This is a genomic window from Parasphingomonas halimpatiens, assembly GCF_036663795.1.
Lineage (GTDB): Bacteria > Pseudomonadota > Alphaproteobacteria > Sphingomonadales > Sphingomonadaceae > Sphingomonas.
This window is the reverse complement of the sequence record NZ_JAXOJP010000015.1, coordinates 66,009-92,887: the sequence shown is the minus strand read 5'-3', so window position 1 is coordinate 92,887 and position 26,879 is coordinate 66,009. Positions and strand designations below refer to the sequence as shown.

Sequence of the window (26,879 nt, the reverse complement as noted above, 5' to 3'; positions counted from 1 at the left end):
GGCCCACCCGGCTAGCGGGCTGGCGATGACCAGCCTTACCGACCTGCAAGAAGAATATGGCTTTCTCGATCCGGACGACCGTTACCGGCTACTGATCGAACTGGGCCGCGACCTCGAACCGATGCCGGAAGCGCTCAAAACCGATGCGACGATGGTCAGGGGCTGCTCCGCATCGGTTTGGGTCTATCCGACTACCCGGGATGACGGCACCTTCCATTTCCTCGCCGATTCCAACGCCGCGATCACCAAGGGTATTATCGCGCTGGTGCTGCTGACGGTGCAGGACAAGACGCCGGTCGCGATCCTGGCCAGCGACATCGACGCGGCGCTGGCGCCGTTCGATCTCAAGAAGCAGCTCAGCTCGAACCGTACGCAGGGCATTCCCAACATGATCGCGCTGATCCGGGAGACCGCCGCACGCTATGCCGACTGAAGCCGATCCCGCGCTGGTCGCGATCTGGGCGCAAGGCTGGGCGTTGACCCGGGAGGTTGCGCCGCCGGTCGCGATACCCGGTGGGTGGCGCATCGAGGTGGGCCTGCCCGATCAACGTCGCCGCTTCGTTTATCCGCATGCCGGCGACGCGGTCGCGGTGCGCGCCAAGGCAATCGACCAACCTTTCGAATTCATCAAGGTCGCCAGCTCGGACGACAAGGTGCGACCGTTGCTCGGCGCGGCTTGGGCGATCGGGCCGCCAGGCTATATGATGACCTCCGCGCCCGTCGATACGGTGCCTTTCGATCATGCGCCCGCCTATCGGATTGTCCTCGAAAGCGTTGTTGATCACGTCACGGTCGCAACGATCCTCTCGGCGGCGGGCGAGCTTGCCGCCACAGGCCGGGTCGGTCTCGTTGGCGACGTCGCGATCTATGATCGTATCCGGGTGCAGGACGCCCATCAGCGGCGCGGCCTCGGACGCGGGTTGATGATGGCGCTTGGCGGCATTGCGAACCGCGCGGGCGTATCGCGCTGGGTGCTGGTCGCGCCGCCCGAGGGTCGTGCTCTCTATGAGACGCTCGGTTGGACCGTGCATGTTCCCTACACGACCGCGTTCATTCCGCCGGTTTGACAGCGTCCAGCCCGAGCGCGTCTGCTACCTCGGCCATGGCAGTCCCTTCGCGGACCAGGATCCATGCGCGCGGCGACGCACCGTCGATTACCGTCACGGCGCCGCGCGGACACACGCCGAGGCAACGTGTCTCGACGATGCCGATCGTCGCCTTGCGATTCCGCTTCACGCCGAGAAACGTGCGCAGTGCCTTGGCGAGCGCTGTCCGCCGCTTCTCACCAAAGCCGCCACCAAGTCGTTTGGAACATTTGCCGCACACCAGGATGGAGCGCTCCCACCCTGCCCTGACGGTCGGGGTCACGCGCCCGGTTTCCAGCTCCGTGCTTCTTCGGCGGTCCTGAGCACGTCATAGGCCGCCTGGATCGCCTGGAACCGCTTCGCAGCCTCGGCATCACCGGGCCGCAAATCGGGATGATGCTCCTTGGCGAGCCGACGCCACGCCACGCGCACCGCGTCGAAATCGGCATCGCTGTCGAGTTCGAGCATTTCCAGCGCGCGCATCTCGTCGCGCGACCGCGTGCCGTCGCCCGGGCCGCCCCAGCTATAATGCTTCGCTTCGGCAAAGCCGTTCGCGGCACGCGTTTCGTTCGCCTCGCGTTCGGCGGCTTCCTCGGCGGTCAGGCCTTCGAAATAATTCCAGCCGCGATTATATTCGCCGGCATGTTCCTGGCAGAAATACCATCGCTCGGGGCTGTTGGGGGATTTGGGTGCCGGGCAATTGCCGGGCTGGTCGCAGCCATGGCGATCGCACATGCGCACCTGCACCGCCTCGCGCGCGCTGCCATAGCCACGCCAGCGGGGAAAGCCCCAGTCTGCGGATCGGGTCGAACGCGTCATCGCGCCCGAGATAGAGACCATGCCGCGCGAAGCAAGCGCGCGATGGCATTTAGGGCAGGAGAAAGCGAACGCGATTGGTACTGCCCCCACAGGCCAACGCACCATTCGGGCGGTAGGTCGATTCGAAACGCGCCCCGCCGATCACCCCGGTTCCCGCCTTGGTGAAGACGAAGGGCGGATAGGCAATTACTGCCCGGGGTGCGAGTACTTTGCCATCCGCTGCGATATCGAACTGAACCTGGGTCCAACCTTCGAACCCCCAGCGCATTGCTTCCATCGGGAAACTGTCGCCACCACCGGCGTGCAGCAGGTGCGGCGGCGAATCGATCAGCGCGCATTGTTTGGCGTCCAGACCGGATTTGTCGAACGTCGCCCGCGCGGCGGCAACATCACCCGTCCGAACTTCGAGCGAGGCAAGCCGCATCAGCGCCGCTGCCCGTAACGGCGACGTCTGCTCCAGCGCGGAATCGCTGGCCACCGCCTCGAGCGCGCCACGCGCCGCGGCCCGATCATGTCGCCCGACCGCGCTGGCGATCGCGAGGCGGATCGCGGCCCGCGCCTCGGGGCTGGCGTTGAAGCGAGCGTCGCCAAGGGCGCGATTCGCCTGATCGACATAGCCATGCCAACCCGAGCGCGAATCATATTCCTCACCCCATAACAGCCGGGCAAAGGCAAGCCGCGCGAGCGGCGGCGCGTCGGCGCCGTCGAGCAATGCGAGACCACGCCGTGCCGCTGCCACAGCCTCCTCGTTCGGCACGACCCGATTGGTCGCGATGGCATATAACAGGGGTACCGGCGCCAGGGTGTTGGCGCCCTTGCCGCTCTCGACGGCGGCGAGCCGGACGCGCAGCTTGGGCAGGATGGCAGCGTCAGATCCGCTCACGTCCATGACTTCCTCGGCGTTGCGGTCGGCCAGCCAGGCGGCAAGACGACCCGCGACATGCGTCGCGACCGAAGGCGCAACGAACGCCGTCGAACAACGCATCTCCACCCGCACACGATAGCGAAAGAAGGACGGCAGGCCCTTGGTCTGTTCCGGTGTCCAGGACCAGTCGCGTACGGCGCGGGCGAATTCCAGCGCCGCCGCGCCGCCGCCTGCCGCATAGATCGGTGCAACGTCGATGACGGCACCGTCGTCGCGAATCGAGAATTGCACGACGGCGGCATCGTCAGGCTTCAAGCCCGCATCGCCGCCACAAGGCGGCGGCAGCATCTGTACACCGGGGTCGAATTCGCCCTTCGGCAACCGCCCGGCACCCGTCATCGCCATATATTCACGCGCCGCATCGGCATTGCCGAGCAGCAAGGCGGCGATCGAATAGTCAGAGCGCGCCGCGACATCGTAGAGATCGGTCTTCGCGGTCAAACCGCCGAGCAATTTCACCGCTTCGCCCGCCTTGACCCGTGCCGCCTTATAGTCGCCGCGGTTGAGCATCAGTCGGCTTTCCGCCGACCGGACGATCGCAATGCTCTTGGCGTCGAACGCGCCGGCCGAGATCACGGCCTCGGCACGCGTCATGTCCGCTACCGCCGCATCGCTATCGACGAACGTGCCGGTCGTCACCGCACCCCGCAGCGCCGCCAGCGTCGCGCTGGGCGCGGTCGTGAGCGAGACCGCCTTGCGATAGGCATCGACGGCGGTGGCATAATCGAGCTGCGACTCGGCGATCTGCCCGATCGTGAACCATGACCAATAACGATCCTCATCGAGGCTGTTGTCGCCGGTCGGCAGCGCGGCCAACCCGGCACGTGCTTCGGCCGCCGCCTCCTCGGGCCGCCCGAGATGGAACAGCGTGCGGCTCTTGCGCAACCGCACCAGCGCGAGAGTGCGTCGCGACACACCGGGCCGCTTTTCGAACGCGAGCCACGCCGCGAGCGCACCGGCATGGTCGCCATCGCTGTCGAGCTTGGTCGCCGCGTCGAAATCCTGCTGCAACGTAGTCGCGGGTCGGGTCTGCGCCGTGACCGGTGCCGCCAGCACCAGCGCCACCCCGGCGACGCATCGTCCAAACCGTTCCATTGCCCGCCCCTAAATCATATGATTGCAGCAACATGCGGTACGGACGGGGAAAATACCAGAGGGCCTGTAAGCCGGGTTCTGTGCCGCCCTTGCGGACGGCGGCGACCATTCCTCTAGGCCGGCATTTGCATGCCGGCTCAAGCAACCAACCCGGGCGACGAGCTGAAACGAAGCCCATATGCCGCCCCTATTCGGTCTTGCTCCCGGTGGGGTTTGCCATGCCGCTTCCGTTACCGGTCGCGCGGTGCGCTCTTGCCGCACCCTTTCACCCTTGCCGCACCCCGAAGGGCGTTGGCGGTCTGCTCTCTGTGGCACTTTCCCTAGGGTCACCCCCGCCGGGCGTTACCCGGCACCGTCGTTTCGCGGAGCCCGGACTTTCCTCGCGGTGCCGAAACACCCCGCGGCCGCCCGGCCCTCTGGTGAGATCCGCTTACGCGTCACCCTGGGGTTTTGGCAACAGCAGTGCGAGCAGGATACAGCGGCACTCGCCGTCAATCGTGCCATCGATCAGCTCGGGGCGGTAGCGGCGCTGGAACGCGACGATCGCGGCGAGCTTGTCGGTGACGTCGTAGCCGAAGCGTTCGAGCGCGACGAGAAAGCCGGCGTCGCTCCAGCCCGGATCCATGAGGTTCTTCGTTGGGCGCGGCAGCGCGAGGCGCACACGGGCAAGCCGGTTCCAGGGAAACAGCTCACCCGGATCCTGCTTGCGCATCGGCGCGATGTCGGAATGGCCGACAACATTGCCGCGGGTAATGCCGTGCCGTTCCTTGATCGCCGACAGCAGTGGCACCAGCGCGTCGATCTGTTCCTCGCTATAGGGGCGATAGCCGAATTCATGGCCGGGATTGACCAGCTCGATGCCGATGCTGGCCGAATTGACGTCCTCGATGCCGCGCCAGCGCGATTTGCCGGCATGCCAGGCGCGCTTCTCCTCGGCGACCAGGCGGTGGATCGTGCCGTCCTCATCGATGAGGTAGTGCGACGACACTTCGGCGACCGGGTCGCACAGACGCTCCAACGCAGCGCCGCCGTCGACCATGCCGGTATAATGCAGCACGATCATCGACACCGGCAGCCTGCGCTCGTTGAAATTGGGCGAGGGCGTCTCGATGATCGTCATGGCCCCCTTCTCGTCCGGCATCGCGCGACAATGGGCGGCGTCGCGACGAAACACAACGCCGACGTGCGTCCAAGCCCCGCTCAGGCGGCCGCCGCGTCCTTGTCGATCACCCCGGTCGGCTCGTACAGGCCGCGATAGGTCGGGCTCGGGCGGAACGCCTCAGTCTGGCCGATCACCGTCTCGCCCGCGCCGAGCACGAGCAGGCCGCCTGGCCGCAGCACCTCGGCAAGCCGCGCAAAGACATGGCGGCGCATCGCCGGGCCAAAATATAGCAGCACGTTACGACACAGGATGACGTCGAAGCGCCCGATCGGCAGCGGGTCGGCGACGAGATTGAGCTGACGGAACTGCACGCGGCGCACCAGCTCTGCGCGCGCGACCCAGTCATCGCCGACCGTCTCGAACCAGCGCATCATGCGCCGTACAGACAGGCCGCGCTGAATCTCGAACTGCGAATAACGCCCGGCCCGGCCACGCGCGATCGAAGCTTCCGAAATATCGGTCGCGATGATCTCGGGAAGCTGGTCGTCGTCGCCCGTCTGCTCGGCGAACAGCATCGCCAGCGACAGAGGCTCCTGACCGGAAGAACAACCCGCCGACCAGATTCGGATACGACGATTGAGGTCGGTGCCACGCAGCGTCGCGACAGCCTGTGCGACGAGGTCCAGCACAGCCGAATCGCGGAAGAACGAGGTTTCCTGGTTGAGCAGCGCATCGACGATCTGATCAGCAACCGCCTTGTCGGGCGCCGCGAGCAGCGCTGCGGCAAGCTGATCGAGCGAATCGAGGCCGCGTTCGCGCAGTACCGGTTTGAGTGCGGTTTCGATGCGCCATTCGCGACCCGCATCGAGCTCCTGCCCGGTACGGGATTCGAGCAGCGACGCGAAGACACTGGCGCCACCGCCGGCGCGCGGACGCGGAACCGGATTCAACATCCTGGCCGCCGGCGCGCCGCGATGAGCTTGCCGATATCGACCGGGGCGAGAATGGCGCTTGCCGCGCCGCTCGCCGCGACCGCGCCGGGCATGCCCCACACGACCGAGCTCGCCTGATCCTGCACCACGACGCTCGCGCCGCGCGCGATCATGCGCTGCGCGCCTTCCGCCCCGTCGCGTCCCATGCCGCTCAGCACCACCCCGAGCGCGCGCGCGCCGTAAACTTCGGCCAGGCTGTCGAACATCGGGTCGACTGAAGGAAGACAACCGCTCCGGACGGGCTCGGTCGAAAGACGGATCGCCGCGCCCTCGCCGCTCGCCACGACGCGGATATGCGCGTCGCCGGGGGCGATCACCACGCGGCCCGGTCGGATCCGCATATGATCGGTCGCGACATCGCACGGGCGGGCCGCGAGCACCGACACTTGCGCCGCAAAATAAGGCATGAAGCTCGCCGGCAAATGCTGGGTGACGAGGATCGGCAACGGAAAGCCGGCGGGAATTTCGCGCAGCAACAGGCTCAGCGCGTGGATCCCCCCGGTCGAAGCGCCGATCGCGACGATGTCGAAGCTGGTCGCGGGGCTCCCGGCGACCGCTGACATGATTGCCACGCCGGTCGGCGCGGCCTCGAACAACCGCGCGAGCTTCTCGCCGATCGCGGCCGAGAAGCCGCCGGTGAATCCGCCCGCCTCGGGCTTGACCAGCGTATCGGCCGCGCCGAGCGCCAAAGCCTCGATCGTCGCAGCGGCACCTTCGCCGCACGACGATGAAACGATCAGGACCTTGGCGCCCGCACCGGCCTCGATCAGATCGGGCAGCGCCGCCAGGCCACTGATGCCGGGCATCTCGATATCGAGGATGATCGCATCGACGCGGTGCTGGCGCAGAAAGCCGAGTGCAGCGTCGGCGTTCGGCTCCGCGCCGGCGACCGCGAATCGGCCGCTGCTTTCGACGGCACGCGCAATGACCGCCCGCGCAACGACCGAGTCATCGACGATGAGGATGCGTGGACTGTCCTGGCGGCTTCGTGCCGGCGCGTCAGCCCTGAGCGAGATCAATGACATGGCGACGCGAGCCGATCAGGCCATTCCGACGATCTGCAACTTGCTTTCCAGCGTCTCGCGATCGAACGGTTTCATGACATATTCGTCGGCGCCGGCCTCGATCGCCGCCCTGATGTGCGCCATGCCGTTCTCGGTCGTGCAGAACACCACCTTCGGTCGGCTGGCGAGTGCGCTCTCACGCAGGGCACGGAGAAAATCCATCCCGCTCATCACGGGCATGTTCCAGTCGAGCAGGACGACGTCGGGTGCCGAGGCGAGGCACGCGTCGAGCGCCTCGCGACCGTCGCCCGCCTCGCTGACCTCGAAATTGAGCGTCTCGAGAATGTGGCGCGCCACCTTGCGGATCACCTTGGAATCGTCGACCACGAGGCACGTCTTCATCGTTCAACATCCTGCTACACGGACTATCGGGCGGGTTTGCCGCAAATGGGTGATGTTCTCGTTAATGGCGGTTGATTATGCCGCGACCGCGACGGCGCCCGGGATGAGCGCACGCAGGTCGATCACGAGCACCGGTTCGCCGTCGCGTTCGACGATCCCGCAGCCGGCGGCACGCCACCCGGCATCGAGCACGATGCCCGACGACAGCGGCGCATGGTCGAACGGTGCGACATCCTCGAGCACGTCGACCAGAATCGCATAATTGTGCCCGTCATGCTGCGTGATGACGGCGCGGGTCGCATGGCTGGCGGCATGGTCGAGGCCCAGCGCAACGCGCGTGTCGATCACCGTGACCACGCGGCTGCGCAACGCGGCAAGGCCATGAATCTGCCGACCGGCACCGGGCACGGGGACGATCGTACCGATATCGACGACCGATTCGACCTGGGCGGAATCGATCGCCACGGCGCGGCCGGCGATCTGGGCGATCAGAAAGAGTCGGGACATTAGCGGCCTCCCGCCGAATGCGCGAGCGCGGCCAGCAAGCCTGGCCGATCGTAGCGATAGATGCTGGCGTCATTCGCCGAAGCGTTGGCGTCGCGACGCAAACGAATGACCGGCGCCGTCGTCGCGGCATCCGACGGCGCGCTATCCATCGTCAACACGACCGCCGCGCTCTCGTTCTTGCGCAACTTTGCCGCCACGCGGTAGCCGGCGCCTTCGAGAACGGGCTTGAGGAACGTCATCATCCAGGCCTGATCCGCACCGTCGATCAGGCAAACCGGCGGCGTCGCGGGCGATCGGTCGGCGCCGTGATGGGCGAACAACCAGTAGAGATCGAGCAGCTCGACCTGCTCGCCATCGAGCGCAACCACGCCGGCAACCGGCCCAGGTTCCGCGGCGGGAACGAGCTCGGTCGGCAGATCGAAGATGTCGAGCGCCTCGCCAATCGCATAGCCGATCTCGCATTCGCCATCGCGCAGGCGCAGCACGGCGACCGCGCCGCGATCCTGCCAGGTGCCCATCGCCACCAGCGGCACGATCCCATTGTCGGTGGTGAGCCGCAGGCGGCCCGCCGAGAAGCGGATGGCGTCGGTCGGAACCAGCTCGATCCGGTCGATGATCGCCAGCGGCACGAGCCGGCGCGCGCCATCGAGATCGACGAACAGCAGCGCCGCCGTCTTGTCCTCGACCTCCGCGACCTCGACTTCTTCGACATTGGCGGTACGCGTGAAGTGCAGGCCGGCAACGGCGGCGATGCCGGCGCAATCGAGCAGCAGCATTGGCAGCCCGCTGTCGGGCAGTGTCTGGCCGGCATAGACGCCCGCCGCCATCACGGCCGGCGCCGCCGGCTTGATGACCAGCTCCTCGGTGTCGAGCACGTCGTCGACCGCCAGCGCATAGCTGCCGCCCGAAATGCTGACGATCGCGAGCATCGGTACGGTATGCGCGTCGCGCTTGAAGCCGAGCACCTTGCCGAGATCGACAAAGGGCAGACGGCGATCGCGCACCGTCGCGGTAGGCGTGTCGCCGAGCATGTCGATGCGGATCGCGTCGCCACCGACGCGCACGATTTCCTCGATCGACTGGCGTGGCAGCGCGAACCGCTGTCCTTCCACGCCGACGCCGATGGTCGAAATGATCGATAATGTCAGGGGTACGTGGATCGCGATGCACAGCCCTTTGCCGGGCGTGTTGAACAGATCGATCCGCCCGCCAATCTGTTCGACATTGGCGCGCACCACGTCCATCCCGACGCCGCGCCCCGAAATCGCGGTGACGACGTCCTTGGTCGACAGGCCGGCCTCGAACACGAGGTCGAGCTTTGCCTTATCGCTCAGCGCGCGAAGCTCGGCCTCGCTGCGCAATCCTTGCGCGGCTACCTTGCGAACGAGCCGGTCGGTATCGATTCCCCGCCCGTCATCGGTGATCTCGATGATGATCTGATTGCCCGACTGACGCGCGGCAATTTCGAGCCGGCCGGCCTCGCGCTTGCCGGCGGCGCGGCGCTCGACCGGCGCCTCGATGCCATGGTCGATCGCGTTGCGGACGATGTGGACCAGCGGATCACGCATCATCTCGATCATCTCGCGATCGAGCTCGACATCGGCACCTTCGATGTGGAGCGTGACGCATTTGCCGACCTCGGCCGCGGTATCGCGGACCATCCGCGGCAGCGCCGAGAACAGCGCGTCGATCTTCTGCATGCGCGTGCGGGTAACGGTGTCGCGCATCTCGGCGACGGTCAGCGACAGCCGTTCGAGCGCAGCTTCGACGCCGGGATCGACATCGTCGTCGCGCAGTCGCCGCGCCAGCTCGTTGCGCGCCAGCACCATGTCCGACATGCCGCTCATCATGCGGTCGAGCAAATCGACGTTGAGCCGCACGCTGCGGCTAGCGTTGCGGGCGGCGGTTCCCTGGCTGGCCGAGAGGGCGGGCGATGGAGCGAGCGGACCCGCGTCCTGACCGCCGCCATTCGCTTCCCCAACATCCTTGTCGAGCGCGGCGATCAACAGATCCTCGCCCGAATCGTCGAGCGCCGTGCCGACGTCGATCGCTTCGACGATCTCGCCGATGCGATCGACGATCGCCAGCACGGCGTTGACGAGTGCGGTATCGGGGGTGCGGCGCCCATCGCGCACGGCGGCGAGCACATCCTCGGCGGCATGGCTGAGGCGGGCGAGGCGCGGCAGGTCGAGAAAACCGCAGCTGCCCTTCACCGTGTGGACGAAGCGGAAGATCGCATCGAGTCGGTCACGGTTTTCCGGCGCCGATTCCCACGCGACGATCTCGCCGGAGAGCGCTTCGAGCGTCTCGCGCGTCTCGGCGATGAATTCCTGTAGCAGATCGTCCATGGTGCCCCGCCAGAGCATCGTCCTGAAAATGGGTACCGGTTTTCAGCGATAACGATGCGACCACAAATGCCCTGCCACGCCGCGCCCGACCGAGATCGGGTGCGATGCATCAGGGCGCAGGTCAAAGCATGGACAACAAAGCGTTAAGGTGGCGTTTAAGCCTTGAAGGTTGCGCCGAACAGCAACACCGGCTCGCCGGCCTCGGAAACCTGCACGGTGCCGCCACCCTCAGCGACCAGCGCATGGACGAGATAGGCCGCCGCCGCCCGTGGCGTGACGACGGCGTCGCCGGTTTCACCGAGCAGCGCCTGCCGCAGTTCCGCATCGAGGATGATGCGCGGGCCTTCGGCCCGCACGACGATCTCGACCTGACCATTTTGATATTCGGCGCCGATGTCGAGTTGCCCGCCGCGAATCAGCGCGTCGCCGGCCAGCAGCGCGAGATTGAGCAGCACCTTGATCCCGCCCTTGGGGAGCGTCGGATCCTCGATCAGCCAGCCGAGATTGACGCGGTGGTTTGCGCCGAACAGCCCCTCGATCGCGGCGCGCGCCTCACGCGTATCGATCGTCTCGCCGAAGCCGCCGGCGGCACCGAACGCGAGACGGAAGAATTTCAGCTTGTTGGCCGAAGCCTTGGCACTTTCGCCAAGCAATTCGAGGCAGCGCTGGCGCATCTCGGGATCATGCTCGTCGGCGAGCAGTTCGAGCCCGTTATTGAGCGCGCCGACCGGGCTGAGCAGGTCGTGGCACAGGCGCGAGCACAGGAGGCTGGCGAAATCGACGGGACTGATGGACATTAAGGACGGGTCTTTCTAATTATCGGCCGCTTCTGACGCAGCGAAGCGCGGCTCGCAACATGCTATGGGCCTTATTTGTCCAGAGCGGCCAGAATTTTCCGCGCCTCAACATTGACCTCTTCATCGCGATCGTCTTCACTCGGTCGCTCGGCCAATCTCCGCAGGTCGTCACGAAGCCGCGCTTGCGCGCTTCGCGGAAGCTCCGGGACCATACCTTTCAGACACACCGACTTGTGACCGCCATCGTCGCCGCGCAGCACAAGTCGGATCGGTTCGACCATCGGCGCGCCCAACGTCACCAGATAATCGATCAGTGGGACGCAGATTGGCCAGTTCGGATCGGCAGTCCATGCTAACAGGTCGTTGAGAATGGGTGCAATCGCGGGATAACCCGCTTCGGCGATCGCCGGCAGCAAATCCAGATCCGATTTGCTCCGCGGAACCAGATGGCGAATTTCCCCGGTCAAAAGCGGAACATGCCAAAAGCCCTTGCTGGTGGCTCCGCTCGATATCATGTTCCAAGTGGTGCCTTCCTCGACTGTGTCGAATATCTCACTGATCACCACGTGCCACGCCGCGACATCTTCGCCCGCGACAATTACCCAGAATCTGCCATCGTCCTCCGCCGCGGCTAGATCGCGTGAAGAGGGCCAGACGTTGCCCGACGGATGCGAGTGCCAATAGCCTATCAGGCGCGGACCGTTCGCCCGCTCGGCACGCTGAGCCGCGAAAAGCGCGGCAGGATCAATTTCAAACTCGGTTTCAGGATGCGTCGCGACATTGTTCGCAACCTGCCAGCCATTTATCCGGTCCGCATCACCGAACAAGAGACCACAAGCTTCCAAGGGAAGAGCGGCAGCAGCTTCAGCGCGAATTCCCGCTAACGCGTCTCTTGAAATTTCCAGCTTCATTCCCATTTCTCTAGCCGAATGACCCGGGGGGTTTCCACTATCGAAGCGCGGATTTCGGACGAGGCCAAGGGCTGGCGTCTGGATCGCGCACTAGCCGACGCCGTGCCGACCATGTCGCGCGAGCGATTGAAGGCGCTGATTTCCTCAGGTGCGGTTAGCGATCCTGCCGGCAACCTCGCCCGCGATCCCGCGCGCAAGATCGATGGCGGTCTGCTGTTCACCATCGTCGTGCCCGAACCGACTCCGGCGCATAACGAAGCGCAGGACATTGCGCTCAACATCGTGTTCGAAGACGAATATCTCATCGTCATCGACAAGCAGGCCGGGCTGGTGGTGCATCCGGCGGCGGGCAATTTCGATGGTACGCTGGTCAACGCGCTACTGCACCATTGTGCGGGTAACCTTTCGGGCATTGGTGGGGTAGCACGGCCGGGTATCGTCCACCGCATCGACAAGGACACGTCAGGCCTGATGGTCGCCGCCAAGACCGACCGTGCGCATGAGGGCCTCGCCCGGCAGTTCGCCGCGCATTCGATCGATCGTCGCTACAAGGCAATCGTCTCGGGCCGGCCGATCCCTTCCGAAGGAAGCGTCGATGCGCCGCTCGCGCGCAACCCGCAGAACCGCAAGAAGATCGCGATCGTCGCCGGCGGCAAGCGCGCGATGACGCATTACAGCACGATCACCCGACTTAAGGATGCGACTTTGGTCGAATGTCGGCTGGAGACCGGCCGGACTCACCAGGTGCGCGTCCACATGGCTTCGCTCGGCCACCCCTTGATTGGCGACCCGGTTTATGGTAGAACAAAACCAGTCCACAAGCCGATTCTCGAAACGATCGGTTTCCGCCGTCAGGCCTTGCACGCCGCGCGGCTGGGGTTCATCCATCCTGTGAAAAGTAACGCTTTGGCGTTCGATAGCGAAATGCCTGCGGACATGCAGGAACTGTTCAGTAGACTCACGGTATAGGTATCGGCGCGGACGTCGCTAGGAAGCGGCAACCGGGCCAAGGAAAGGGAGACACGATCATGGCAAACCGCAGCAACGTCCCCGCGACGATCCCTGCTCTTGGCGGCGAGGCAAGCCTCAACCGCTATCTGTCCGAGATCAAGAAATTTCCGATCCTCGCGCCCGAGCAGGAATATATGCTCGCCAAGCGCTTCGAGGAACATGGCGACACCGATGCGGCAGCGCAGCTGGTGACCTCGCATCTGCGCCTCGTCGCCAAGATAGCGATGGGTTATCGCGGCTATGGTCTTCCCGTGTCCGAGCTGATTTCCGAGGGCAATATCGGGCTGATGCAGGGCGTGAAGAAGTTCGAGGCCGATCGCGGCTTCCGCCTCGCGACCTATGCCATGTGGTGGATCCGCGCCTCGATCCAGGAGTTCATCCTGCGCTCGTGGAGCCTGGTGAAGATGGGCACCACCGCGGCGCAGAAGAAGCTGTTCTTCAACCTGCGCCGGATGAAGTCGAAGCTCGATGCGTTCGAGGACGGCGATCTGAGCCCCGAGCATCTCGCCAAAATCGCGACCGACCTTGGCGTGACCGAGGACGAGGTGACCAGCATGAACCGCCGCATGGCGATGGGCGGCGACACCTCGCTCAACGTGCCGATGCGCGAGGACGGCGAGGGCCAGTGGCAGGATTGGCTGGCCGACGACTCGCCGCTGCAGGACACGGTCGTCGCCGAGGCGCAGGAAGCCGATGTCCGCCACGACATGCTGGTCTCGGCGATGGACGATCTCAACGAGCGCGAGAAGCACATCCTCACCGAGCGCCGCCTGACCGACGACCCCAAGACGCTGGAGGAGTTGAGCCAGGTCTATGGCGTCAGCCGCGAGCGCGTCCGCCAGATCGAGGTCCGCGCCTTCGAGAAGCTGCAAAAGGCGATGATGCGCATTGCCGGCGACCGCCGGATGCTCGTCGCGGCGTAACGCCGACGGCCGCGTCGTCCTGTTCGCGACGGCGCGGCCCGCCGCCCTGCCCGCGCTTGTGGACATGTATGACGCGAGCGCGATACGATGCCCGTCGATGATGGGACCGGAGATCTTGGTGCGGCGCTCGATTGAACTTCCCGGCCGCAAGGTGGCGCGCTGATTTGGCGACGGTAGGATCAATGGCGAGCCCGCCCCGGCGCCGATCGCTTGCCGTGCGCATTGTCCGCGGCGTCCTTGCGTCGTTGCTATGCTTTGTCCTGGGTTCGATCCTGTGGGTCGCGCTCTATCGCTTCATCCCCCCGCCGATCACGCTGACGATGGTAGGTAACGCGATCGAGGGCAACGGCCTTACCAAGAGCTGGATGCCGCTGTCGCGGATCGACCCCGACATGGCGCGCGCCGCCATCGCCGGCGAAGATGCGCGCTTCTGTATCCACCATGGCTTCGATTTCGACGCGATCCAGCAGGCGTTTCAGCGCAATGCGCGCGGCGGACGGATTCGCGGCGGTTCGACGATCAGCCAGCAGACCGCCAAGAACGTCTTCCTGATCCAGGGCGGCGGCTATCCGCGCAAGGCGCTGGAGGCGTGGTTCACCGTGCTGATCGAGACGATCTGGGGCAAGCGACGGATCATGGAAGTCTATCTCAACGTCGCCGAGACGGGCATCGGCACTTACGGCGCCAACGCCGGCGCGATGCGCTATTTCGGACACGACGCCTCCACGCTGTCACCGGCCGAGGCGGGGCGCATCGCCGCGATCCTGCCGCTGCCCAAGAAGCGCGATGCTGTCGATCCACACGGCTTTACCCGCCGTCACGGCAACGCCATTACCCGCTGGGTGGGCGTGATCCGCAACGACGGGCAGGACAGCTGCCTACGCTAGAGAATCGAGCGATAAACCTCGACCGTTCGTGCTGAGCTTGTCGAAGCACTGTTCTTCCTGTCTACGGTCGAAAAGAAGAACAGCCCTTCGACAAGCTCAGGGAGAACGGAAATAATAAGACGATCCCGACTTAACGCGCGGAGCTTTAAACGTCAGTTCTTGGTCGCGCCATCAGCCGCTTTCTGGGCCGAATCGCCGACCTTCTGGGCTCCGTCACCGACCTGCTTCGCAACCTGGGTGACCGCGTCCGTTCGCAGATTGTCGTTCTTGCCCTGATTGAGCAGGAAGTAACCGCCGATAAGCACAGCAAGCAGCAAGACGATGCCAATGAGCACGGCACCACCGCTGCCGCGGCGCTCGATAACGGTGGTGTGCGGGGTTTCGGTGATCTGATCGGCCATGGTGTTTCTCCTCTTGATGAGGAGCGAAAACGAGGCGATCGGCCAGAACGTTCCGTCAGAAGGGCAGCTTGAACCCCGGCGGCAGCGGCAAGCCGCTGGTCATCTTGGCCATTTCGGCGCTCGATGCGGTGTCGGCCTTGCCCTTGGCGTCGTTGAACGCGGCGACGACGAGATCCTCGAGCATCTGCTTCTCGCTGGGCACGAGCAGCGAATCGTCGATCGAAATGCCGATGATCCGGCCCTTGGCTGATGCGGTGACCTTGACCAGACCGCCGCCCGCAGCGCCCTCGACCTCGATCGTGTCGAGACCGGCCTGGGCCTTTTGCAGCTCGTTCTGGACGTTCTGCGCCATGGCCATGATGTCTTCGAGGCCCTTCATGATGCTTTGCTCCTCAGCGAGACCAGACGGTCCCATTCTTCCTTGGGGATTTCGGCGTCGGGGAAAGCCTCGAAGGCCGCCCTTACCACCGGGGTGGCGAGTATCTGCTGCTTGATCGCCTCGGCCCCGGCTTCGAGCCGTTCGCGGATCGTCGGGTCGCCGGGCACCTGTTCGGTGGTGATCCGCCACACGCGATCGGTCAAACGCTTGAGCGTGACGCCGAGTTCGGCGACGAAATCGGCGGGCAGCGGCCGCATTGCGCTCAGCACCAGTTCGCTACCCGACAACCGTACGAGGCTGGCGTGATAGGCGAGACGCGAGGCCAAGGCCTGCTCGGCCGAATTCTCCAGCAGCTCGGCGATTTCGTGAATCGAAGCCGGCAACGGTGCTTCGCCCGGCTTGGCCACGAGTGCCGGCGCCATCGGCGCGGCAGCGGCCGGCATGCCGTTGGCGAGCATCCGCGCCAGCTCGCCCGGGTCGGGCAGCGTCGCCGCGTGAACGATGCGCAGCAGCACCATCTCACATGCCTCGATCGGCATCGCGGCACGGGCGACCTCGTCATGACCCTTGAGCAGCAACTGCCACAGGCGGTGCAGCGCGGCGAAGGACAGCGACGCGGCCCAGCCGGTCAGTGCCTCGCGCTCCTCGGCGGCATGACCCGGATCGGGCGCCGCGCCGAGCTTGATCAGTGTCGTCGCGTGGATCGTCTCGAGCAGCGAGCGCAGCACGCTGAGCGGGTCGACCCCTAGATCATATTGCCGTCGCAGGCCGGCAAGAGAACCCTGCCCGTCGCCCGCCAACAACCGCCCGAGAAGGTCGCGCATCGCGCCGCGATCCGACAGGCCGAGCATCTCGCGCACCGCCATGGCGGTAACGCCGCCGCCCTCGATCCCGGCATGGGCGATCGCCTGGTCGAGGATCGACAGGCCGTCGCGCGCCGAGCCTTCCGCCGCGCGCGCGATCAATGCGAGCGCCTCGGGCTCGGCCGTCACCTGTTCCGCCCCGGACACGCGCGCGAAATGCGCGGCGAGCGTCTCGGCCGAGATGCGGCGCAGGTCGAAGCGCTGGCAGCGCGACAGCACGGTCACCGGGACCTTGTTGACCTCGGTGGTGGCGAACAGGAACTTCACATGCGCCGGCGGTTCCTCGAGCGTCTTCAGCAGCGCGTTGAACGCGTTCTTAGACAGCATGTGGACTTCGTCGATGATGTAGATCTTGAAGCGCGCCGACACCGCCGAATAGCGCGACGCGTCGATGATTTCGCGCACGTCGTCGACGCCGGTATGGCTCGCCGCGTCCATCTCGATGACATCGATATGGCGACCTTCGGTGATCGCGCGGCACGGCTCGCACACCCCGCACGGATCGATCGTCGCGCCGCCATGCCCATCGGCGCCGATGCAGTTGAGCGCCTTGGCGATGAGTCGCGCCGTCGAGGTCTTGCCGACCCCGCGCACGCCGGTGAGCAGAAAGGCATGCGCCAGCCGGCCGCGCTTGATCGCGTTGCCGAGCGTGGTGACCATGGCATCCTGCCCGATCAGCTCGCCAAAGGTCTGCGGGCGATATTTGCGCGCCAGCACGCGATAGGCGTCGCCGCGCGGCGGCTGGGGCGGTTCGCCAAGATCGAAGGAGTCGGACATTGTCACCCTATCTAGGGTGCGTCGGTCGGATTGTCGAAGCCCGTATCGCTTGCCGATCGCAAAGCGCGAGATAGAAGGGAAGGCCGCGAACGCCGCTTGCTCGGGCGCCGCGATATCGGGGATCAGACAATGAAGCGACTTTGCATACTGGCACTGCCGGTCTTCGCTGCCATCTCCAGCCCGGCGAACGCGCAAGCGGTCGATGCCGCACTGCTCGCCAAGGTCGATGCGTTGCCGATCGAACGCATGTGCAGCAAGGACGGCGTCTATCAGTACCGTTTCGGCAGCACCGATTTACCCCCAAGTCTGATATCGATGCCCGGCTTCGATCAGCGCCCTTTGCCAGAAAGCGCCCGGCCGTTCGAACGCGTTGCTCTCAGCGCCACAAAATGGTCGAATCGCTTTTACGGCGCGGACTTCGAGGCGCATTTCGCAAACCAGACCACGGCGCTTTCCGTCATCGACCATCTCGCGAAACGGTTCGAGGCACTCGGCTGGACGGCCAGGCGGCGTGTCGCGGGGAGCGAGATGACAGCCGAGGACATCTCGCTCCTCGACCCCGCGCCAGCGGAGGGCGACGTGCATCTCTATGCGGACGCGGCGAGCATGAAAGCGGACCCACCGATGGGGGTTCGCGCCAATTTCGATCGCCTCGGCACCGCAGTGACCTTCTCATGCGATAATGTCGCCCTGCTCTCGATTCAAATCCATGAGGCGCTGGGAGACCTGCCGCCTGGCACGCCGAAGCCCTTACTCCCTGCAATGCCGCGCCCAGTCGCCCTCAACCCCGCCTTGTGCGCCACGGCGGCAGGGCAAAGCCAAATCGACGGAATCGCAGGCGGCACGCCCGACGCCGCGACCCGCTTCGTCGCCTCGGTGATGGGGTATCACGAACGCATTGTGGTATGGAAATCCGATCGCCTGACCAAGTCCGGGAAAGTTTCCGCCGCGCGCATGGCGGACATCGCGATGTCCGGCCTCACCGCTGGCGGCAACCTCATGCAAGGCCTCACCTCGGCAATGAAGATGCTCGACGACGCTAACCGCTATTCGAGCAAGTTAGCGGCAGGCGACAAGCCAGGCGCGTGCCGCGCGATCGTCACGATGATGGGCAGGCTGGCAACAGTCGAAGCCGCCACGCGACCCCAATGGCACAGCATTGAAGCTGCGCTTGACGCCGAAGCGAAGCGCATCGGCGTCTCGTTCAATTGATGTAATCAGCGCGGTGCGACCATGGGCAAGTCGCACCCATGAACGACCAGGGGTGGGAGCCGGGACGACCCGCGGCGAAATCGTTGCGGCTGCTTCCTTCCGGATCTGACCGGGTTGGCGACGACCACGTCCGCCCGACTCCCGCGCCGCATATGGCGGTGCCGGGCGACGCGATCAAGTCAATGTTGGCGATGTACGCGCATGTTGCGGCACCATGTGCCCTTATGGCCATGATAATAGCGGGTCCGACAGACCTTCTTCCACTTCCAGGCATGGGACTTTGCATAGGCGTGATGGCGGCCGCCATGCCAGCGATCGGCGGTGGCCGGCGTCGCGGTCAACGCGGCCGTAGCAACGAGCGCGGCGGCAACAAAAGCGATGAGTTTCATGGTCCTCTCTCCTGCGAGCAATCCTGGATCAAGTCGCCTCGATGATCGAGGCTACCATGTCGCAATCGAAAGCCAAGCCCCGGCGAGGCTAGCGACCCTGCATGTTGCGGACATCGCCCGGGATGCGGACGGTAAGTCCGTTTAGCGCATCGTCGAGCCAGATCTGGCACGCGAGCCGGCTGGTCCGCGTCGCCCCGGTGGCGAGGTCGAGCATGTCCTCTTCCATCTCGCTGGCCGGGGGCAGGCGTCCGAAATCCTCCGCCGCGACGATGACGTGGCAGGTCGAACAGGCCATCTGCCCCTCGCACGTGCCTTCGAGCGCCTGGCCATCGGCCTGGGCGATGTCGAGCAGTCGATCGCCAGCATTCGCCGTGACCTCGCGGATCGAACCGTCGGTGGCGATGAAACGTACCAGCATCAAGCCGCAAGCCCCTGTATTGCCGTCGCGGCGACGATCAGGTCGATCGCGCGCGCCAGTTCGTCCTCGCCGGTATAACGACCAAAGCCAAGCCGCAGACTCGACCGCGCCGCCGAATCATCGAGCCCGATCGCGCGCAGCACGTGACTCGGACGCCCCGAGCCGCTGGTGCAGGCCGACCCGGCGGAGAAGGCGATATCGCGCAGGTCGGACATCAGGCGCGCGACGTCGAGCTCATCGTGGCGGATGTTGAGATTGCCGCGATAGCGCTGCTCGACCGAACCGTTGATCGTCCAGCCAGGGCCGAGACGCGACACGATGATGTCCCACAACCGCGCGACATGGGCGGCATCCGGATCATGCTGCTCGCGCATCAAGGCCGCCGCCACGCCGAAGCCCGCGCACAGCGCCGGCGAAAGTGTGCCCGAGCGGCCGGCTGTTTCCTGCCCGCCCCCGTGCAGCAGCGGCGCCAGCGTGACGCCGCCTCGCGCCCACAGCGCGCCGATGCCCTTGGGCCCATGAATCTTGTGCGCTGACAACGCGACGAGATCGCAGCCATCGGGCAAGGCGACGCGGCCGATCCCCTGAACGGCATCGCACAGCATCAGCGCGCCGGCCGCATGGGCGAGTTCGGCAAGTTCGGCGATCGGCTGGATGACGCCGATCTCGTTATTGACCAGCATTGCCGCGACCAGCCCGGTGCCGGGGATGATCGCCTGTCGCGCGCGATCCAGATCGACGATGCCGTCGCGCTGCACCGACAGGGTCGTCACCGCGCGGCCGGCGCGACGCTCGGCTTCGACGGTGTCGAGAATAGCGGCGTGTTCGGTGGCGAGCGTGACGATCGGCCCGGTCGTGCCCTTGATCGCCCAGTTGAGCGCCTCGGTCGCGCCGCTGGTGAAGCTCAGCGTTCCCTCGGCGGGCAGCAGCGCGGCGATCTGGTCACGCGCATATTCGACTGCGGCGCGTGCAGCGCGGCCCTCGCGATGCGCCGAGTGCGGATTGGCATGCTGGCGTTCAAGCCAGGGCAGCATCGCGGCCAGCGCTTCAGGCGCGAGCGGGGTCGTCGCCTGATAATCCAGATAGGTCATGCCGCCCGGGCCCGCGCTTCGCGCGCAATCGAGCGCCACGCCGCGATGAAGGCGTCGATCTCGGCGTCGGTGGTCGACGCGCCGAAGCTGACCCGCACCACCTCGCGCAGCGCAGGCTCGACCCAACCCATCGCAGCGAGGACGTGGCTCGGCTTCATGCTCCCCGATGAGCAAGCGCTACCCGCTGACACGGCAATGCCGGCAAGGTCGAGTCTGATGAGCTGCACCGTCGAAGCGACGCCTGGCATGCGGTATGATCCAATCGCCGCGTGACGCGGCGCATCGGCGCCGACCACGACACCGCCCGAACGCTGGATGGCATCGTCGAGCCGCACGCGCAGCGCCGCCCAGCGCGCCAGATCGGGCGCCTTACCAAGCGCGGCGGCATAGCCGAGTACGCCGGGGACATTCTCTGTGCCGGCGCGATAGCCACGCTCCTGCCCGCCGGTCGGTTCGATCGTGGCGAGATCGCGCACCAGCAGCGCGCCGACGCCGGGCGGCCCGCCGCGCTTGTGCGACGACAGCGCGATGAAATCGGCCTGATCGGCAAGCGACTCGTCGGCGCCCGGTGGCATCTGTGCCGCGTCAACCAGCAGCAGCCCACCGGCGGCATGGACGATCGCGGCGATCGCGGCGATCGGCTGGCGCACGCCGGTCTCGCTGTTGGCCCATTGCACCGCGACCAAAGCGCGCGGCTGGTCGCTCAGCAAAGCACCGAGCCGATCGAGGTCGATCACACCCGAATCGAACACCGGAACGACATCGGCACCCGGCGCGGTGCGGATCACCGCATCATGCTCGGTCGCGCCGATCAACCGGCGCGGCAGCGTGGCCCGACCGAGCGCGATGGCCAATGCCTCGCTCGCGCCGCTGGTCAGCAGTGTCTCGCCCGGCCAGCCATAGGCGGCGGCGATCTGCGCGCGCGCCTGTTCGAGCGCGGCGCGCGCCGCGCGCCCCTCGCTGTGCGGCGACGACGGGTTGGCCCAGTGCCGCATGCCCGCGTCGACCGCGGCGATCGCGTGCGGCAGCATCGGCGTCGTCGCGGCATGATCGAGATAGATACGCGTGGCCAAGTCCAAGGTCATCCCGGCAGAATGATTGCGCCGAAGCGCGGCGTGCCTATATAGCGCGCAATTCCGCGGCGTGCGCGCTCCCAATCCATTTTCGTCAGCAGGTCCGATGCCAGAAGTAATTTTCCCCGGCCCCGACGGTCGTCTCGAAGGCCGTTTCGCTCCCGCACCGCGCCCGCGCGCACCGGTTGCGATGATTCTTCATCCGCATCCCTCGTCGGGCGGCACGATGAACAATCGCATCGTCCAGGAACTCTACAAGACCTTCCAGCGCCGCGGCTTTGCAACGCTGCGCTTCAACTTTCGCGGCGTCGGCAAGAGCCAGGGCACGTTCGACAATGGCGTCGGCGAACTGAGCGATGCCGCGAGCGCGCTCGACTGGGTGCAGAGCTTTCACCCCGAGGCCTCGACCACCTGGATCGCCGGCGTCAGCTTCGGCGCGTGGATCGGCATGCAGTTGCTGATGCGCCGGCCCGAGATTCGCGGCTTCATCTCGATTGCCCCGCCGGCCAACATGTATGACTTCACCTTTCTCGCGCCCTGCCCGGCCTCGGGCATCATCATCCAGGGCGAGGCCGACGAGGTCGTGACGCCCGGCGCGACGCAGAAGCTCGTCGACAAGCTGCGCACGCAGAAGCACATCACGATCCATCACGATACGATCCCCAAGGCCAACCACTTTTTCGAGCATGAGATGCCGGAGCTGATGGGCAGCGTGGACAAATATCTGGATATGCGGCTCGATCCCAACTCACCGATCAGGTGAGGCCAGCCGCGCGAGATTGGCGTCTGTAAGCAGCATGACCGGCAGCGACAGCAGTGCCGGTCAACGCTGTCTGCTATACTGGCTGTGCCCGGGGCTTGGCGCGTGCACGAGCTCCGTCACCAAACTTACCCCTTATAGTGTCCAGATCGCGACATTGGCGACCAGCACCACCGTCATCACCAGCATCAGCGTGCCCTTGCGCCGCTCGCCGCGCCTGATCATTGCACCGCCGCCGATCGCACAGGCAAAGGCGGCGATCATCGCGATCGCCAGGATAGCAGGGTTGAGGTCGGTCATGTCTCGAGCTGGCTGAGCGCCGGGCGCTCCCGCTCGGCCGCGGGCTCGTTCGCCAGCACCCTGGCATAGGCCGCGCGATCGACATTCCCACCCGACAGGATGCAGAGCGTGCCCGGCTCGATCGCCACCTTGCCGGCAAGCAGCGCGGCGAGTGCAACCGCGCCGCCCGGTTCCACGACGATCCGCAGCCGCTCGGCCGCCCAGCGCTGCGCCGCCGCGATCTCGGCCTCGCTGACCGCAACGCCGGTAGCATCACGGCGCGACAGCACGTCGAATGTCAGCGGCGAGACACGCGGCGTCTGCAGTGAATCGCAGGCGGTCGGCGGCGGATTGGGGCCGACGGGCTCGATCCACGACGCTTCGAGGCTGCGACGCATATCGTCCCAGCCCTCCGGCTCGACCACGGTGATCGCCGCGTCGGGCAGTGCCAGCGCGATGCCGGCGGCAAGCCCGCCGCCGCCGCACGGCACGACGACGCGAATCGGCTTGCCGAGCCCCGCCGCGGCCATCTGCGACGCCGCCTCGATCCCCGCACTGCCCTGCCCTTCGATCACCCAGGGATCATCGAAGCTCGGCACCAGAGTGGCGCCGCGCGCCTCGGCCAGCGACGCGGCGATCTGTTCGCGGCTTTCGGTCGCGCGGTCATAAGTCACGACTTCGGCCCCTAGCGCGAGCGTCCCCTCGCGCTTGGCCACCGGCGCGTCGGACGGCATGACGATCAGGGCGGGCATGCCGAGCCGCTTCGCCGCCCAGGCGACACCCTGCGCATGATTGCCGGATGAGAAGGCGACGACGCCCTTCGCGCGCATTTCCGGGTCGATCGCGGTCAGCCGATGCCATGCGCCGCGCAATTTAAAGGCACCGATCGGCTGCAGCGACTCCGCCTTGAACGCGACGGGCACTCCTTTGATTTCGCTTACAAATAGCGGCGATGGCGGCAGGATCGCGGCGATCTTGGCAGCCGCGTCGCGTACCCCGGCCCGGGTCGGCTGTCGTAAAATCGTCACGGAACACCTCCTGCCGTCGCTATTCCCTTTACATAGAGGAAAGTCGATCCTATTTCGCCCGTCCGCTGCCCCATGGGACTTCCAACCGCAAGGCAGCTTTTTTCACCGTAGGCGCAAGCCACTTGGAGGTCCCTTGAGTTGCACAAGCATCATAACGCGCTGGGGCTAGCGACGGCCCACACGAACGCAGCTGGCGGCGTTGACATCGCCAGGCAGGGTCCGGTTCAGCCGGTCACCCTCGTTCGACCGCACGCCGCACGGCGCGCGGCCCGTTTCTTCGTGGAGAAGTTTCCGGGTCGCTCGATGTATGCGGTGAAGGCCAACCCTTCGCCCGACCTGCTCCGCATTTTGTGGGACAGCGGGATCACGCATTACGACGTCGCCTCGATTGCCGAGGTACGGCTCGTTGCGCGCACGGTTCCCGGCGCGACCCTGTGCTTCATGCACCCGGTCAAGGCCGAGGAGGCGATCGAGGAAGCCTATTTCACGCATGGCGTGCGCACCTTCAGCCTCGATTCGATCGAGGAACTGGAGAAGATCGTTCGTGCAACGCGTGGGGCGGAAGACCTTACGCTGTGCGTGCGGCTGCGCGTCTCGTCGGAACATAGCAAACTGAGCCTCGCGTCGAAGTTCGGCGCGGCGCCGGGCGAGACCAAGGAACTGCTGTTCCGCACCCGCCAGGCGGCGGATGCGCTCGGCATCTGCTTCCATGTCGGCAGCCAGGCGATGACGCCCGAAGCCTATGCCCAGGCGATGGAGCGCGTGCGCACCGCGATCGTCGAGGCGGCGGTCACGGTCGACGTGATCGACGTCGGCGGCGGATTCCCGTCGAGCTATCCGGGCATGGAACCGCCCCCGCTCGAGCATTATTTCCAGACGATCCACCGCGCGTTCGAAAGCCTGCCGGTGAGCTACTCGTCGGAATTGTGGTGTGAGCCGGGTCGGGCGCTTTGCGCGGAATATTCGTCGATCGTCGTTCGCGTCGAGCGGCGTCGCGGCACCGAACTGTACATCAACGACGGCGCCTATGGCGCGTTGTTCGATGCCGCGCATATCGGCTGGCGTTTCCCGGTGACGTTGCTGCGCGAGCCCGATAGCCGGGCCCGCAACATCGACTTCAGCTTTTACGGCCCGACCTGCGACGACATGGATCACATGGCAGGCCCGTTTGCCCTTCCGGCAGACGTGCAGGCCGGTGACTATATCGAGATCGGCATGCTCGGCGCCTATGGCTGCGCGATGCGCACCGCGTTCAACGGCTTCGGTTCGGACGAGACGGTGATCGTCGACGACGAACCGATGGTGTCGCTCTATGTTGCCGACGAGCGCAAGGTCGCGTCGAACGTCGTCACGCTGTAACTAATGACCAGTATCGCCTTCTTCCTCCCCTTCCGCTTGCGGGAGGGGACGGGGGAGGGACTGTATTCAATCGGAGTGGCAGACCGCCCTCCCCTAACCCCTTCCGCTAGCGGGAGGGGAATGGAGAAGAAATATGACCGAAGCCATCAACGACACGCGCAAGGCCGAGCTGCTCTCGACCACCGTCGAGCATATCGACATCACCAGCTTCGACGCGCGCCCGATCGTCGACGCGATGAAGAAGATGAGCTTCACCAGCCGCGATCTCGGCCGCGCGACCGACATCTACAACCAGATGCTCGCCGACCCCGATTGCTCGATCTTCCTCGTCATCGCCGGCTCGACCTCGGCCGGCGGCTGCATGGACCTCTATGCCGAGCTGCTGCGCAACAACATGATCGACGGCGTGGTCGCGACCGGCGCGTCGATCGTCGACATGGATTTCTTCGAGGGCCTCGGCCACAAGCATTATCAGGCGCTCGAAGTGCCCGATGACGACACGCTGCGCTCGCTGCTGATCGACCGGATCTATGACACGTACATTGACGAAGAGCAGCTGCAGGACTGCGACCATACGATCTACGAGATCGCCAATGGCTTGGAGCCGCGCCCTTATTCGAGCCGCGAGTTCATTCGTGCGATGGGCAAATATCTCGTCGAACATGGCAAGAAGGACAACAGCCTGGTCAAGCTCGCCTATGAGCATGACGTGCCGATCTTCTGCCCGGCGTTCGTCGACAGCTCGGCCGGCTTCGGGCTGGTCAAGCATCAGGTCGACCGCGCCAAGGAAGGCAAGCCGTACATGGTGCTCGACGCGATCGCCGATTTCCGCGAGCTGACCGACATCAAGATCAAGGCCGGCACCACCGGCCTGCTGATGATCGGCGGCGGCGTGCCCAAGAACTTCATCCAGGACACCGTGGTCTGCGCCGAGATCCTCGGCCATGACGATGTCCAGGTGCACAAATATGCCGTGCAGATCACCGTCGCCGACGTGCGCGACGGCGCCTGTTCGTCCTCGACGCTGCAGGAAGCGGCGAGCTGGGGCAAGGTCAACACCGGGATCGAGCAGATGGTCTTTGCCGAGGCCGGCTCGGTGATGCCGCTGCTTGCCAGCGACGCCTACCATCGCGGGCTGTGGAAGAACCGCGTCAAGCGCCGCTGGGGTGCCAGCTTCGACTGAAGTTAAGGTGCGATTGCGATTAACGCTTGCGACGCGCTGAAAATTGACGATGTTCCCCCCGGTTGATTTCCGGGGGGAATATCGTGTTTGGGCTGCTTCGTCTTCTGTTTGGCTTGCCGTGGTGGGCCTATATCCTTGCTTCGCCGGTCATCCTCGCAGCCGGCATTTTCGGCTATTTCAGCGACCAGGATAACGAAGCGGCGAAGATGCTGGCGCGCCATCGGCCGCCGCCCGCTGCCGTCGCGATCGAGCAGTTCGATGCCAAGCGCAATGTCGGCCCGGCCAATGAGATTGTGCTGGTCGGGCAACTCGACATGGCCCGCGCGATGGAACTGACCGAGACGAAAAGCGGCCGCGAGATCCATCACTGGACGGTTGCAGCGGTCTATCCAGCGACGGCCACCGACACCTCGCAGCCGGCGCTCGGCGCAATGGTCAAGGACGGTGCGATCAGCGATCGTGATCTGGCCGCTTTCGTCGTGGGCGATGGCGCGTTCGGCCCGATCATGAAGCTGGACGGGCTGCAGAAGACCGAATTCGCGGCGCAGGAGGCGGTGCGCAAGACGGTCGAGGGCAAGGTCACCATGGCACCCTCGCCGGTGCTGATCGATCCGTTCGACAAGGGCCGCAAGGCCGGGCTCGCGGCGAGCGACGATGGCAAGGTCTTCGCCGGCGTCGTTGCCGCCATCGCTCTGCTGTGCCTCGGCTTCGGCCTGTACCGGCGGTGGATGAAGCGCTCTAGCGAGGAGCCCTACATCTAGGCGGGGATCGTTCAGGGCTGCGCGGCGCCACGACCCTATTTGCGGTTTGGTTGCGCGGTCACAGGCGCCGCGTTATAGCCTCGCGCGTGATGCCGCCG

The 26,879-nt window shown here is 65.6% G+C and carries 31 protein-coding genes and 2 other RNA genes; 11 read left to right on the top strand and 22 right to left on the bottom strand.

Annotation, left to right across the window (positions count from 1 at the left end):
- Positions 1 to 25: 25 nt before the first annotated feature.
- Both U1839_RS15770 and U1839_RS15765 read left to right on the top strand, forming a co-directional pair.
- Entirely contained in the window at positions 26 to 433 is a 408-nt protein-coding gene (locus U1839_RS15770; protein ID WP_332804555.1) for a SufE family protein, read from the top strand.
- Complete coding sequence (locus tag U1839_RS15765) at positions 423 to 1,067, top strand: GNAT family N-acetyltransferase (protein WP_332804554.1); 645 nt, start codon at positions 423 to 425, stop codon at positions 1,065 to 1,067. Before U1839_RS15770 ends, U1839_RS15765 begins: the two co-directional genes overlap by 11 nt.
- Here U1839_RS15765 and U1839_RS15760 read toward each other — a convergent pair.
- The 12 genes from U1839_RS15760 to U1839_RS15705 all read right to left on the bottom strand — a co-directional run bounded on the left by U1839_RS15760 (position 1,051) and on the right by U1839_RS15705 (position 11,987).
- Complete coding sequence (locus U1839_RS15760; RefSeq protein ID WP_332804553.1) at positions 1,051 to 1,368, bottom strand: hypothetical protein; 318 nt, start codon at positions 1,366 to 1,368, stop codon at positions 1,051 to 1,053. The genes U1839_RS15765 and U1839_RS15760 overlap by 17 nt on opposite strands.
- Positions 1,365 to 1,904 (bottom strand): J domain-containing protein, encoded by a 540-nt coding sequence (locus tag U1839_RS15755; RefSeq protein WP_332804552.1) that lies wholly within the window; start codon positions 1,902 to 1,904, stop codon positions 1,365 to 1,367. Before U1839_RS15755 ends, U1839_RS15760 begins: the two co-directional genes overlap by 4 nt.
- 49 nt (positions 1,905 to 1,953) lie before the next feature.
- A complete protein-coding gene (locus tag U1839_RS15750) occupies positions 1,954 to 3,924 on the bottom strand; it encodes a hypothetical protein (RefSeq protein WP_332804551.1) in 1,971 nt (656 codons plus the stop codon).
- 51 nt (positions 3,925 to 3,975) lie between these two features.
- Positions 3,976 to 4,344, bottom strand: an RNA gene (gene rnpB / locus U1839_RS15745) — RNase P RNA component class A.
- A 10-nt stretch (positions 4,345 to 4,354) separates the two neighbouring features.
- The gene (locus U1839_RS15740; protein ID WP_332804550.1) at positions 4,355 to 5,044 is read right to left on the bottom strand and encodes an N-acetylmuramoyl-L-alanine amidase; all 690 of its coding nucleotides are present in this window, start codon (positions 5,042 to 5,044) and stop codon (positions 4,355 to 4,357) included.
- 80 nt (positions 5,045 to 5,124) lie between these two features.
- Positions 5,125 to 5,979 (bottom strand): CheR family methyltransferase, encoded by an 855-nt coding sequence (locus U1839_RS15735; RefSeq protein WP_332804549.1) that lies wholly within the window; start codon positions 5,977 to 5,979, stop codon positions 5,125 to 5,127.
- The gene (locus tag U1839_RS15730; RefSeq protein WP_332804548.1) at positions 5,973 to 7,043 is read right to left on the bottom strand and encodes a chemotaxis protein CheB; all 1,071 of its coding nucleotides are present in this window, start codon (positions 7,041 to 7,043) and stop codon (positions 5,973 to 5,975) included. The genes U1839_RS15735 and U1839_RS15730 overlap by 7 nt, the downstream gene beginning before the upstream one ends.
- 15 nt (positions 7,044 to 7,058) lie before the next feature.
- On the bottom strand, positions 7,059 to 7,424 hold the full coding sequence (locus tag U1839_RS15725) for a response regulator (protein ID WP_281126242.1): 366 nt from the start codon (positions 7,422 to 7,424) through the stop codon (positions 7,059 to 7,061).
- A 75-nt stretch (positions 7,425 to 7,499) separates the two neighbouring features.
- Positions 7,500 to 7,931, bottom strand: coding sequence for a chemotaxis protein CheW (locus U1839_RS15720; RefSeq protein WP_332804547.1), 432 nt, complete (start codon positions 7,929 to 7,931; stop codon positions 7,500 to 7,502).
- Positions 7,931 to 10,279, bottom strand: coding sequence for a chemotaxis protein CheA (locus tag U1839_RS15715; RefSeq protein WP_332804546.1), 2,349 nt, complete (start codon positions 10,277 to 10,279; stop codon positions 7,931 to 7,933). The genes U1839_RS15720 and U1839_RS15715 overlap by 1 nt, the downstream gene beginning before the upstream one ends.
- 155 nt (positions 10,280 to 10,434) lie before the next feature.
- Positions 10,435 to 11,076, bottom strand: coding sequence for a histidine phosphotransferase family protein (locus tag U1839_RS15710; RefSeq protein WP_332804545.1), 642 nt, complete (start codon positions 11,074 to 11,076; stop codon positions 10,435 to 10,437).
- Between the two features lie 71 nt (positions 11,077 to 11,147).
- On the bottom strand, positions 11,148 to 11,987 hold the full coding sequence (locus U1839_RS15705; protein ID WP_332804544.1) for a DUF5071 domain-containing protein: 840 nt from the start codon (positions 11,985 to 11,987) through the stop codon (positions 11,148 to 11,150).
- 18 nt (positions 11,988 to 12,005) lie between these two features.
- On the opposite strand from U1839_RS15705, the gene U1839_RS15700 reads away from it, so the two are divergent.
- The 4 genes from U1839_RS15700 to mtgA are packed head-to-tail and all read left to right on the top strand — an operon-like array spanning position 12,006 to position 14,808.
- Positions 12,006 to 12,956, top strand: coding sequence for an RluA family pseudouridine synthase (locus U1839_RS15700; RefSeq protein WP_332804543.1), 951 nt, complete (start codon positions 12,006 to 12,008; stop codon positions 12,954 to 12,956).
- 59 nt (positions 12,957 to 13,015) lie between these two features.
- Positions 13,016 to 13,921 (top strand): RNA polymerase sigma factor RpoH, encoded by a 906-nt coding sequence (gene rpoH, locus U1839_RS15695; protein ID WP_281126248.1) that lies wholly within the window; start codon positions 13,016 to 13,018, stop codon positions 13,919 to 13,921.
- Positions 13,887 to 14,084 carry a hypothetical protein gene (locus U1839_RS15690; protein ID WP_332804580.1) on the top strand — a complete coding sequence of 66 codons (198 nt, stop codon included), beginning with the start codon at positions 13,887 to 13,889 and terminating at the stop codon, positions 14,082 to 14,084. The genes rpoH and U1839_RS15690 overlap by 35 nt, the downstream gene beginning before the upstream one ends.
- Positions 14,085 to 14,103: 19 nt before the next feature.
- Positions 14,104 to 14,808, top strand: coding sequence for a monofunctional biosynthetic peptidoglycan transglycosylase (mtgA, locus tag U1839_RS15685; RefSeq protein ID WP_332804542.1), 705 nt, complete (start codon positions 14,104 to 14,106; stop codon positions 14,806 to 14,808).
- A 152-nt stretch (positions 14,809 to 14,960) separates the two neighbouring features.
- On the opposite strand, the gene U1839_RS15680 is transcribed toward mtgA, so the two are convergent.
- The 3 genes from U1839_RS15680 to U1839_RS15670 are packed head-to-tail and all read right to left on the bottom strand — an operon-like array spanning position 14,961 to position 17,228.
- Positions 14,961 to 15,209, bottom strand: a complete 249-nt coding sequence (locus tag U1839_RS15680) for a hypothetical protein (protein WP_332804541.1) — start codon at positions 15,207 to 15,209, stop codon at positions 14,961 to 14,963.
- A gap of 55 nt (positions 15,210 to 15,264) precedes the next feature.
- Positions 15,265 to 15,588, bottom strand: coding sequence for a YbaB/EbfC family nucleoid-associated protein (locus U1839_RS15675; RefSeq protein ID WP_332804540.1), 324 nt, complete (start codon positions 15,586 to 15,588; stop codon positions 15,265 to 15,267).
- A complete protein-coding gene (locus U1839_RS15670; protein WP_332804539.1) occupies positions 15,585 to 17,228 on the bottom strand; it encodes a DNA polymerase III subunit gamma/tau in 1,644 nt (547 codons plus the stop codon). The genes U1839_RS15675 and U1839_RS15670 overlap by 4 nt, the downstream gene beginning before the upstream one ends.
- Before the next feature lie 30 nt (positions 17,229 to 17,258).
- Between U1839_RS15670 and U1839_RS15665 the strand changes: the two genes are divergently transcribed.
- On the top strand, positions 17,259 to 18,440 hold the full coding sequence (locus U1839_RS15665; protein ID WP_332804538.1) for a hypothetical protein: 1,182 nt from the start codon (positions 17,259 to 17,261) through the stop codon (positions 18,438 to 18,440).
- A gap of 48 nt (positions 18,441 to 18,488) precedes the next feature.
- On the opposite strand, the gene ffs is transcribed toward U1839_RS15665, so the two are convergent.
- From ffs to U1839_RS15640, 5 genes are all read right to left on the bottom strand, one after another.
- An RNA gene (gene ffs, locus U1839_RS15660) (signal recognition particle sRNA small type) lies at positions 18,489 to 18,586 on the bottom strand.
- A gap of 33 nt (positions 18,587 to 18,619) precedes the next feature.
- Positions 18,620 to 18,829: a hypothetical protein gene (locus U1839_RS15655; RefSeq protein WP_332804537.1), complete on the bottom strand. Its 210-nt coding sequence runs from the start codon at positions 18,827 to 18,829 to the stop codon at positions 18,620 to 18,622.
- 88 nt (positions 18,830 to 18,917) lie between these two features.
- Complete coding sequence (locus U1839_RS15650; protein WP_332804536.1) at positions 18,918 to 19,250, bottom strand: 2Fe-2S iron-sulfur cluster-binding protein; 333 nt, start codon at positions 19,248 to 19,250, stop codon at positions 18,918 to 18,920.
- Complete coding sequence (locus U1839_RS15645) at positions 19,247 to 20,338, bottom strand: cysteine desulfurase family protein (RefSeq protein WP_332804535.1); 1,092 nt, start codon at positions 20,336 to 20,338, stop codon at positions 19,247 to 19,249. Before U1839_RS15645 ends, U1839_RS15650 begins: the two co-directional genes overlap by 4 nt.
- Complete coding sequence (locus tag U1839_RS15640; RefSeq protein ID WP_332804534.1) at positions 20,335 to 21,423, bottom strand: cysteine desulfurase family protein; 1,089 nt, start codon at positions 21,421 to 21,423, stop codon at positions 20,335 to 20,337. Before U1839_RS15640 ends, U1839_RS15645 begins: the two co-directional genes overlap by 4 nt.
- 94 nt (positions 21,424 to 21,517) lie before the next feature.
- Here U1839_RS15640 and U1839_RS15635 point away from each other — a divergent pair, with 94 nt between their 5' ends.
- On the top strand, positions 21,518 to 22,174 hold the full coding sequence (locus U1839_RS15635; protein ID WP_281126257.1) for an alpha/beta hydrolase: 657 nt from the start codon (positions 21,518 to 21,520) through the stop codon (positions 22,172 to 22,174).
- A 132-nt stretch (positions 22,175 to 22,306) separates the two neighbouring features.
- Here U1839_RS15635 and U1839_RS15630 read toward each other — a convergent pair whose 3' ends face one another.
- Complete coding sequence (locus tag U1839_RS15630; protein ID WP_332804533.1) at positions 22,307 to 22,471, bottom strand: hypothetical protein; 165 nt, start codon at positions 22,469 to 22,471, stop codon at positions 22,307 to 22,309.
- On the bottom strand, positions 22,468 to 23,478 hold the full coding sequence (locus tag U1839_RS15625; protein WP_332804532.1) for a threonine ammonia-lyase: 1,011 nt from the start codon (positions 23,476 to 23,478) through the stop codon (positions 22,468 to 22,470). The genes U1839_RS15630 and U1839_RS15625 overlap by 4 nt, the downstream gene beginning before the upstream one ends.
- Before the next feature lie 138 nt (positions 23,479 to 23,616).
- On the opposite strand from U1839_RS15625, the gene U1839_RS15620 reads away from it, so the two are divergent.
- From U1839_RS15620 to U1839_RS15610, 3 genes are all read left to right on the top strand, one after another.
- A complete protein-coding gene (locus U1839_RS15620; protein WP_332804531.1) occupies positions 23,617 to 24,837 on the top strand; it encodes a type III PLP-dependent enzyme in 1,221 nt (406 codons plus the stop codon).
- A 133-nt stretch (positions 24,838 to 24,970) separates the two neighbouring features.
- On the top strand, positions 24,971 to 26,020 hold the full coding sequence (locus U1839_RS15615; protein WP_332804530.1) for a 1,9-bis(guanidino)-5-aza-nonane synthase: 1,050 nt from the start codon (positions 24,971 to 24,973) through the stop codon (positions 26,018 to 26,020).
- 83 nt (positions 26,021 to 26,103) lie between these two features.
- A complete protein-coding gene (locus U1839_RS15610; protein WP_332804529.1) occupies positions 26,104 to 26,781 on the top strand; it encodes a hypothetical protein in 678 nt (225 codons plus the stop codon).
- Positions 26,782 to 26,879 lie beyond the last annotated feature (98 nt).